The sequence below is a fragment of the Streptomyces sp. NPDC059567 genome, from assembly GCF_042735655.1.
In the GTDB taxonomy this organism is placed as follows: Bacteria; Actinomycetota; Actinomycetes; order Streptomycetales; family Streptomycetaceae; genus Streptomyces.
The window spans coordinates 1-9,893 of sequence record NZ_JBHWBS010000119.1; the positions used below are offsets into that span (position 1 = coordinate 1).

The 9,893-nt window shown below is 70.7% G+C and carries 6 protein-coding genes; 1 reads left to right on the forward strand and 5 read right to left on the reverse strand.

The window, feature by feature from the left end; all coding sequences use genetic code 11:
* Positions 1-33: 33 nt before the first annotated feature.
* The 5 genes from ACFVZW_RS33160 to ACFVZW_RS33180 form a co-directional block, all read right to left on the reverse strand.
* Entirely contained in the window at positions 34-237 is a 204-nt protein-coding gene (locus ACFVZW_RS33160) for an acyl-CoA carboxylase subunit epsilon (RefSeq protein WP_384529318.1), read from the reverse strand.
* 14 nt (positions 238-251) lie between these two features.
* Positions 252-1,835, reverse strand: a complete 1,584-nt coding sequence (locus tag ACFVZW_RS33165; protein WP_384529321.1) for an acyl-CoA carboxylase subunit beta — start codon at positions 1,833-1,835, stop codon at positions 252-254.
* Between the two features lie 155 nt (positions 1,836-1,990).
* Entirely contained in the window at positions 1,991-4,321 is a 2,331-nt protein-coding gene (locus ACFVZW_RS33170) for a polysaccharide lyase 8 family protein (protein WP_384529325.1), read from the reverse strand.
* Positions 4,322-4,412: 91 nt separating this feature from the next.
* Positions 4,413-8,270, reverse strand: a complete 3,858-nt coding sequence (locus ACFVZW_RS33175) for an endo-alpha-N-acetylgalactosaminidase family protein (RefSeq protein ID WP_384529328.1) — start codon at positions 8,268-8,270, stop codon at positions 4,413-4,415.
* 131 nt (positions 8,271-8,401) lie between these two features.
* Complete coding sequence (locus ACFVZW_RS33180; RefSeq protein WP_384529331.1) at positions 8,402-8,911, reverse strand: hypothetical protein; 510 nt, start codon at positions 8,909-8,911, stop codon at positions 8,402-8,404.
* Positions 8,912-9,147: 236 nt separating this feature from the next.
* Between ACFVZW_RS33180 and ACFVZW_RS33185 the strand changes: the two genes are divergently transcribed.
* A complete protein-coding gene (locus ACFVZW_RS33185; protein WP_384529334.1) occupies positions 9,148-9,759 on the forward strand; it encodes a YceI family protein in 612 nt (203 codons plus the stop codon).
* Positions 9,760-9,893 lie beyond the last annotated feature (134 nt).

A 9,893-nucleotide genomic window follows, 5' to 3' on the forward strand; every position in this document is an offset into this window, starting at 1 on the left:
GTGTCGGAGCGGGGGCCTTCGGTACGGCTGGGGTCAGCCCTGCCAGGAGTGGGAGGGGCGGAAGCCCGACTGGCGCTCCAGGCGGCGCCAGCCGGCCGTGGAGCGGCCGTGGGCGGACGTCTCGGCGGGCTGGGCGGCCGCGCGGGCGAGCAGCACCGCGGTGATCGCGGCCAGCTCCTCGGGGTCGGCGTGGCCCTTCTCGACTCGGAGAAGGTTGGCTGTGGCAGGCGTGGTCACGTCTGTGGCTCCTCTTACTGAGGCGGGTTGCCGTGCTTGCGGGACGGCAGGTCGGCGTGCTTGGTGCGGAGCATGGCGAGGGACCTGATGAGGACCTCCCGCGTCTCTGCGGGGTCGATCACGTCGTCGACCAGTCCGCGCTCCGCCGCGTAGTAGGGGTGCATCAGCTCGGCCTTGTACTCCTTGACCATGCGCGTCCGCATGGCCTCGGAGTCCTCGGCCTCGGCGATCTGCTTGCGGAAGATGACGTTGGCGGCACCTTCGGCGCCCATCACCGCAATCTCGTTGGTGGGCCAGGCGTACGTCAGGTCGGCGCCGATGGACTGGGAGTCCATGACGATGTACGCGCCGCCGTACGCCTTGCGCAGGATCAAGCTGATCCGGGGCACGGTCGCGTTGCAGTACGCGTACAGCAGCTTCGCGCCGTGGCGGATGATTCCACCGTGCTCCTGATCAACGCCCGGCAGGAAGCCGGGTACGTCCAAAAGGGTGATGATCGGGATATTGAAAGCATCGCACATCTGGACGAAACGGGCGGCCTTCTCCGAGGCCTCGATGTCCAGGACGCCCGCCAGCGACTGGGGCTGGTTGGCGACGATGCCCACGACCTGACCGTCCAGGCGGGCCAGCGCGCAGATGATGTTGCGGGCCCAGCGCTCGTGGATCTCCAGGAAGTCGCCTTCGTCGACGAGCTCCTCGATCACCTTGTGCATGTCGTACGGACGGTTGCCGTCGGCCGGGACCAGGTCGAGCAGGACGTCCGAGCGGCGGTCGGCCGGGTCCTCGGAGGCCACGGTCGGCGGGTTCTCGCGGTTGTTCTGCGGGAGCATCGACAGGAGGTACCGCACCTCGGCGATGCAGGTCTCCTCGTCGTCGTACGCGAAGTGCGCGACGCCGCTCGTCTCGGCGTGCACGTCCGCGCCGCCGAGGCCGTTCTGGGTGATCTCCTCGCCGGTGACCGCCTTGACGACGTCCGGGCCGGTGATGAACATCTGCGAGGTCTCGCGGACCATGAAGACGAAGTCGGTCAGCGCCGGGCTGTAGGCCGCGCCACCGGCGCACGGGCCGAGCATCACCGAGATCTGCGGGATGACACCCGAGGCGCGGGTGTTGCGCTGGAAGATGCCGCCGTAGCCGGCGAGGGCGGAGACGCCCTCCTGGATACGGGCGCCGGCGCCGTCGTTCAGCGAGACGAGCGGGGCGCCGGACGCGATCGCCATGTCCATGATCTTGTGGATCTTCGTGGCGTGGGCCTCGCCCAGCGCGCCGCCGAAGATCCGGAAGTCGTGCGCGTAGACGAAGACCGTGCGGCCCTCGACCGTGCCCCAGCCGGTGATGACACCGTCGGTGTACGGCTTCTTCGCCTCCAGGCCGAAGCCCGTGGCGCGGTGTCGGCGGAGCTGCTCGACCTCGTTGAAGGAACCAGGGTCGAGCAGCAGCTCGATGCGCTCGCGAGCGGTCAGCTTGCCCTTGGCGTGCTGGGCCTCGGTCGCCCGCTCGCTCGGCCCGCGCCGAGCCTCCTCGCGCAGGGCGTGCAGTTCGGCCACACGGCCACGCGCGTCAGTCGGCTCGCTCGGGATCTGGTCCACAACGGTCATGTACCGACCCTACGAAGTCGACCAAGCAAATCCCGCCGTCCACTCCGTACAGTCTCCCGCGTCGATTCCTGGTGGAGTAAGACAGAACCGCCGACAGGGGGAACCGAGTCAACAGCCAGACACCCCTTGCGTTTGTAGGTTTTCCACACAACCCTCTAAAGCGCCACTTGCGTGCGGCAGGTGACGCCAGCGGTACCGGGAGTGATCCGCAGCCGCAGTGAGCGGCCTGTCGCGAGCACCTCCACGGAGGGATCATGGTCGATCACGCGGCGGACCCGCTGGTTCCAGACCAGCTCCAGCGGCCGGCCCGTGCGCTGCGGCTCACTGATCCGGAGGTCGAGGACCGAGCGCCGGCGGCGGACCAGGACGCTCGCGGGGGCCGTGACCGTCAGGCGCCCCACCGTACCGGCCCGCCACAGGTTCGCGGCCGTGAGTCCGAGGGACGGGACGGCGACGGCCTGGCGGTCGGCGGTGTTGTCCAGGATCTCCAGCCAGTCCTCGTCGGCGGCGCGGGCGGCCAGGGTGCGCCGGGAGGCGCCCGGCATGAGCAGATACGCGTACGTGGCGCCGGCCGGGTCCGTGCCGTGGTCGAACCACAGGGTCTGGTAGGTCCGGGTGCGGGTCTCGGTGGAGCTGGTGGTGTTGATGTCGCTCCAGGCGCCGGTCCGGTCCTCGCGCAGGGTCCGGAGGTTCGCGGTGCCCCGGGGGAAGACCCAGCCGCCGTGTCCTTCGAGGTGCGCCCAGCGCTTGCCGGTGGTGAGCGCCCGGGTGCCGCCCCCACGGCCGTCGCCGAGGTTGCGGTTGTCGACGACCGTCTCGACGGGGACGCCGTCGGTGGCGGTGATCCCGGCCCCGAGACAGATCACGGTGTCCGCCGCGCAGAACCAGGACTTACGGGCCTCCAGGGTGGAATCCAGGCCCTTGAGGTGCTGTCCGACGGCGGCGAACTCGCCGTCGGTGGCTCCGCCGACCCAGGTCACGGCCGGCTTCGGGGCGCCCCACTCGCCGCCCGCGCGGTCGGCGAGCCGCTTGGTGGAGACGGTGGTGCCGGGGAGGCGGTAGGGGTCGACGGTGGGCCAGAACCAGTCGGTGTACTGACCTCCCTGGCCGGGGGTCCACCAGGAGAGCATTCCGGCGCCGGTGTGCCAGCCGCGCGGGTTCTCCCCGTTGCCGCACTCGTAGTACGAGATCCGGTCCGAGGCCATGGCGATGTTGGCGGCCCACCCGGGGCGCCGGTGGACGGCCCGGTCCATGGCGGCGAACAGGGTGTGCCCGGTCGGCTCGGCGGCGGCCGGGACGGGCCCGTCGGCGACCGCATGCAGCCGGGCGAGGTCGGCGACGCCGAACTGGCGGGCGGAGAGGATCGGGGAGACGGTGTCGCGCTCGATCCAGCCCTTCACGCGCGCGTGCCACCGACGGCGCTCGGCGGCGCTCGCTCCGCCCGCGAGCAGGGCCATGGCCGCGATGATCCCCTGGCCGTGGAAGTGGTCGGAGCGCATGACGCGACGCTCGTCGTTCTTGAGGTAGCCACGGCTGATGGCACGGCCGTTGACACTGTCCATCATCAGGCCGTCGTAGATCAGCGGCGCGTAGGCCTTCTCCACGCTGTCGAGGATGATCTGCCGGTTCGGGTCGGTGACCGCCCAGCTGGAGCCGGCGAGCAGGGTGAAGAGCCGCCCGAGGCCGTCGAGCATGACCTGTCCGTACGTGCCCGAGTAGGCGACCCAGGTGTGCTGGACGAACGAGCCGTCGGCGTAGAGGCCGTCTCCCTTGGTCACGTACGGGAAGACGGGCGAGAGGGCGTCGCGGGCGAGGGCGAGCTTGGCGGGGTTCGCGCCGACGATGCCGCGCACGGCGACGGAGCGGCAGAGGTCGACGCGGTTGGCGCCGGTGGAGGTGCCGCTGTAGTCGCCGAGCATCGCGTCGGGGACGAAGTGGTCGACGGCGGCGCAGGCGGCCGCGATCCGCCCGGGACCGAGGTGCGGGTGGAGCGCGGCGACGATGTCCATGAGGAGGCGGGGGCTGCCGATCTGCCACTCCCACCAGTTTCCGTAGCGGACGGTCGTCGGGTTGTAGATCCGCGCCGAGAGGTGGTCCAGGCCGCGCAGCACGTCGGCGAGCAGGGCCGCGTCGCCGGTGAGGCCGGTGCCCGGCTGGAGGTACGCCTGCGTCATGGTCCACAGGCGGCTGTAGCTCTGGGTGATGCCGGAGGGCGGGTCGAAGGTGTAGCCCGGCCAGAGGGAGGTGTCGGTCGGGGTCATGGAAGCCCGGAAGGCGCGGGCGAGTTCGCCGGTCTCGGCGAGGCGGGACGCGTACGGCTCGGCGCCGGCATCGAAGCCGGCGCCGAGCTGGATGTCGAGCCAGCGCTGCCTGAGGGTCTCGAACTCACCCTCGGCGGCGCGAGCGTGGCCGGGCAGGGCGAGCGTGGCCGCCGCTGCGGAGGTGACGGTCAGGAAGGTACGGCGGGACCAGGCGGGAACGGGCACGGAAGCCTCCCGGAGGGAAGTGGTGTAGACCGGTTGGCGACCGGTCTAGCACCCGTTCTCCGACGCAATCAATGAGCACGACAAGCGCTTGCTACAGGGAGCCTCCGCAGTGGAAGCGGGCGTTCCCCCAGTCCGCGTGGTCGTTGCCGGTCCCGTCGCCGCCGTCGCCCGCCACCAGCTCCACGTAGGAGGCCCCGGTGACGTCGGCGGTGAGCCGCCAGGCGGTGTCGGCGGCCTTCAGGACCGGCGACTTCACCTTCTCCGTGCCGTCGGCGACGACGCTGAACTGCACCGAGCCGCGGCTCGTCTGGACGTCGTCCACGCCGACCTCGGCGGTGACGGAGGTGCACTTCCCGCCCAGGTAGTAGCGGACCGTGGACGGGGCATGGGCGCCCAGGCCCTTGGCGTAGGCCACTCCCCCGATCCTGAGCGGGCCGCCGTCGCCGGTGCCCGTCTCGCCGTTGGACAGGTCGCGCTCGACCGGTCCCCAGCCGTTGGCCGCGGACGTCCAGTCCAGGTCGCTGGCCCAGCTGTCCGTGGTGGGCGGCGGGGGCAGAGTACGGACGGAGGTGGCCGCGCTCAGCTTCCGCGCCTCTCCCCCGACGGTGTACGTGAGCGTCGAACCGAGCGGGTACGCCTGGTACTTCGCGTCCACCGGGGGCGTCACCTGCCAGGTGGCGGTGGCCTGGGCGCCCGCCGCGACCGTCCCGAGGGAGACCGGTCCGGCCGGCTCGGCGGTCCAGCCCGCGGGGAGTTCCAGTGCGGCGGTGGCCCCGGCGACGGCGTTCGCCTCGTCGTTGGCGAAGGTGGCCGTGACCTGGTTGGGGCGGCCCGGTTCCAGGGTCTCCGGGGCGGTGAGGGCGAGCGTGCCGCAGGCCGCCTTCTCCGCCGCGGGGCCGAGGTCGGTGACGGTGAAGGAGTCGAGGACGAAGTCGGCTCCGTCGGGGGCGTCACCGCGCTTGCGCAGTCCGCTCCAGGTGTCGCCGCAGCCGGCGGTCACGGTCTCGGAGAAGTGCCCGGTGGTCCTCTGCTGTCCGACGGGCGTACGACGTGTCTCCACCGCGGTCCCGTTCGTGCGGTCGTAGCCGGTGACCCACTCGTAGGCGCCCGCGTGGCTCGACTGGTAGTCGAACTCGACGCGGTAGCCGCGCCCGTCCTTCATCGGGACCGTCCAGGGCGCGGTCCGGTAGACCAGGCCGCTGTTCTCGTCGTGGGACTTGAGCGACTCGGCGCCGCCGATGACGTCGTCGACGAGCTTCCCGTTCCAGCCCGCCTGGGTGTACGGGGCGTGGAGCTGGGCGATGTGGGTGCGCGGGTCGGTCGTGCCGCCGGAGTCACCCTTGAGGAAGGGGCCCCAGCCCTGGTCGACGGCCTCGAAGTCCTCGTGCACGAGCGCGCCGGCCTTGATGGCGGGGTTGTTGGCGACGATCCGGACGTCGTCGATCCGGACGGCCGCCGGGCTGCCGCTCGCGGCCTCGATCCGGAGCGCGGTGGAGCCGCTGGCGGGGGCGGTGAAGGTGACCTTGGCGCGCTGGAGGCGGGTGCCGTTCCAGTCGGAGGCGGCGACCCGGTCCTGGACGGCCGAGCGCTCGACGGTGACGGACGCCCCGCCGGCCGAGAGCGTGGTGGGCCGGGTGCGGCCCGCCTCGACCTCGATCAGGGCGGAGGCGGTGTACCGCTTGCCGGGGGTGAGGCCGGTGACGTGCTGTCGTACGGACGCGGTCGCCGAGCCGGTCAGCCTGGCGCTGTTGCGGCCCTGGGCGTCGGTGTCACGGGCGACGGTTCCGGCCTTGGTCCAGGCGGAGAGCCTCGCGTCGTTGAATCCGGGGTCATCGACCGGGGTCCCCTGGCCCCAGCGGGGGTCGCGCGGCTCGGGGGCGCGGTCCGGGTAGAGGACGTAGGGCTGGCCGGCGGCGGCGTCGAGGGTGATCTGCCCGTCGACGGGGCGTACGGTCGCGGTCTTCACGCGGCCGTTGTCGGTGAGCTTGTAGACGGCGTACGAGCCGGCGCCCGGGACGGTCCACGTGGTGCGGCCGCCCGCCTTGTTGTAGTGGTAGAGCTTCTTGCCGCCGTCCCAGGGCAGCAGGTAGTTCTCACCGTCGAGGACCTTGCGGCCGTTGTCGTAGAAGGTGCGACGGCCGTCCTCGACGGTGCCGCGCACACCGCCCGTGAAGGTGAGGTCGTTGCCGTTCCAGCGGGTGATCGTCTGCTGCTGGAGGTACTTGGCGGGCAGGTTCTTCTGCCAGATGTTGGCATAGAAGTGGTTCCAGTCGGTCTCGCCGGTCCACCCCTCGAAGTCTTCGAGGGCGGTCTGGCCGAGGACCGGGTGGTTGTTCCAGACGTCCTTCTCGCCGTTGCGGATGAAGCGGATGATCTGGGAGTTGAGGCCCTTGTTGGTGGCGCCGCCGTAGTTCAGGTCGTTGGCCCAGTGGGACCAGAGGGAGGCGCGCTCGAACTTCTCGGACCACTCGGTGGCGACGTTCCACCCCTGGGCCTGGACGGCCTGCATCGTCTTGTCGGCGATCCAGCCGTGGGTGTAGTAGACGTCGATGTAGAGCATCGACAGATTGGGGTCGGTCTCGTCGCGCAGCTGCTGGAACCGGCGGGCGAGGTCGCCGCTGTTGATGTCCCGGCGCTGGTCGATGTAGTAGCTCTGGTTGAGCCAGTTCCAGCCGGGCTTGGTCTTGTCGACGAGGATCTCGCTGAAGTTCTTCGCCTCGGGGTACGACTCGGTGGCGTTGACGTGGACGCCGAAGCCGGCGCCCCACTTCTTCCCCTCCCTCAGCAGCTTGTTGAGGTCGTCGAGGCCGCCGGCGCGCTTGTTGTGGTTGCCGCCGTAGTCGGGGTGCGCGGAGTCGTGGCCCTCGGAGCCGTACCCCTTGAGCAGGGCGAACTGACCGAGCCCGTCGGTGGCGAGCGAGATCCGCTTGACGTCGTCGAGGGTGCGCAGGAAGGGGTGGGTGGCCTGCGAGGCGAAGTTGAACGGGATGTGGGCGATGACCCGGTCGGGGGTCTGTTCGCTGCCCGGGGCCTTGACGCCGATCGCGCGGAAGGCGAGGGCGCCGTCCTGCCAGTCGGTCTTCCCGTCGGCGTTGGCGTCGGGGGTGACGACGACCTTGGCCCAGGGGAGGTTGTCGCCGCTCTCGGGCCGCGGGGCTCCCGCGCCGCGGTAGGTCCACTGGCCGGACCAGACGCCCACACGGGTCTCGGTCGCCGTCCTGCGGGCCTGGTGCCAGAAGCGGGCGCCGTCGCGGGCGCTCGCTCCCGCGGGCTTGTCGTAGCTGGAGTTGGACTCGACGGCGGCCGCGAGCCGGTCGGTGTTGACGAGTGCGTAGCTCGCCCCGACGGGAGCGCTCTCGGCGGCGGTGGCGTCGGTGACCTTGGCGAAGACGTCGGCGGTACGGGTGGAGTCGGGGTCGAGCCGGGTGAAGGCGGTCTCCGCGCCGGTGTCGGCCGAGCCCACGGAGACGAGGTCGTGGCCGGGTATGTCGAGGGTGCCGACCCGGAAGCTCTCGGTGTCGCGGACGGCGGTGACCTTGAAGGTGGTGGCACGGCCGCGCACGCTCAGCGTCGCGTCGATCTCGACGCCGGCCAGGGCGGGGAAGGTGAGGGTGTACGCCGCGCTGGCGGCGGTCAGGACGGGGGCGCCCTTGGCCTGGACGGCATAGGCCGTGCCGTTGAGGACGATCTTGGTGACCGGGGCCGTGCTCCCGAGCAGACGGGCGCCGGTGGAGCGGTCGGTGTACGAGAGGACGCGCGGGAAGTCCTCGGCGACCGCGACGGAGAGCTGGTCGGAGCCGATGACGGCGTCGGCGCCGACGCGTGCGGAGGCTTCGGCGAAGGTGGCGGGGGCCGTCGCGAGAGCGGGCCCGGCCAGGGCGAACACGGCCGACGAGGCGACGGCGAGCGCGCAGGCCGCACGGATTCTTCGGGACTCGGGGAGGGACATGCGCACTAGTTGGCCCCTGCCCGCCGGGCACCGTCAACGAGATCGGGCCCCGGCGGCCCCGCCAGTCCAAGAACCCCCTTCGGTTAGTCCAAGTGACCACCGAAGGGGGCTTCTTGACGCGGGAACGACGGTCAACAGCCGCCGCAGTTGTAGAAGGTCACGTCCCAGTGGTTGCCCTCGTCGGCGTAGATGTTGCCGGCGCCGGACTTCCACTGCGGAGCACCGTCCCCGCGCACACCGATGTAGGTGAAGGTGTTCTTGATGTAGTTCCCGACGCACGTGTACTTGCTGAAGTCGAGCTTGTAGCCGTTCCAGTGCGAGTACGTGCCGCCGGCGTGGCCGGTCTCGGTGCCGCCGGTGATGTTCAGCGCGCAGCCACTGGCGCTCTTGAGGGTCTGGGCACCCTGCGCCGTGGCGAGGTTGAGCTGCTCGAACGAGGTGCAGGTCGGGTTGTTGCGGTTGGAGCAGCCGCCGGACGAGGACCAGGTGATGCCGGAGTTGCGGAACATCGAGGTCGCGGTGGCGTGGCTGATCTTGGTGGCGGCCTGGGCGTCGGTGGCGCCGCCGAGGACGCCGACGCCGGGGGCGAAGAGGGCGCCGAGGACCAGGGCGAGCGCGGTGAGGACGGAGCGGAGCTTCATCGGGGGTTGCCTCCTGCTGGTGACCGTGTCGGATGGGACGGCTGTGCAGGTGGAGCAGGGAGATGGTGCCGCAGCTCTACGCGCGTCCGCCAGAGGGCCTCGACGTCTTTCGGGTGAATCGGGGGAAACCTCGCGCAGAGATGTTGAAAGTTGAACGGAATAGGGTTACTGTCGTTCTCGTTGAAGCTTCAACAAAGGGCATCCGGCCCCCGCGCACCGTCCCCAAGGAGCAGGTCATGGGCATCTTCAGCCGCAAGAACGACACCGTCGACACCGCCGTCGCCACCCTCCCCGTCGACCCGGCGCTGGCCGCGCTGACCGGCGACTACACGATCGACCCGGCGCACAGCAGCATCGGCTTCACCGTCCGTCACGCGATGGTCACCAACGTGCGCGGCACCTTCGCCGAGCACGAGGGCACGCTGACGCTGGACGGCTCGAACCCCGGCGCGTCCACCGCCTCCATCGAGGTCAAGATCGCCTCCATCGACACGGGCATCGGCGACCGCGACGGCCACCTGCGCAGCGGCGACTTCTTCGACGCCGAGCAGTTCCCGCTGATGACCTTCCGCTCCACGGAGGCCGCGCAGCTGGGCGGCGACAAGTACCGCGTGACCGGCGACCTCACGATCAAGGACGTGACGAAGCCGCTCTCCATCGACCTGGAGTTCAACGGCACGGCGACGGACCCCTACGGCAACGAGCGCGTCGGTTTCGAGGGCTCGGCCGAGATCCTGCGCTCCGACTGGGGCCTGACCTGGAACGCGGCCCTGGAGACCGGCGGTGTGATGGTCAGCGACAAGGTGAAGCTGAACTTCGACATCTCCGCGATCAAGAACGCCGCCTGAGCCTTCGGCCCTCCGAACGGCTCTTCCCCGCACCACGAGCGCGCCCGCCACTCCGTCACGACGGCTGGCGGGCGCGCGCCGGAACGGGGATGTTTTCATTGGGCGCCCCAAGCGTCGGAACCATGGAATTACCT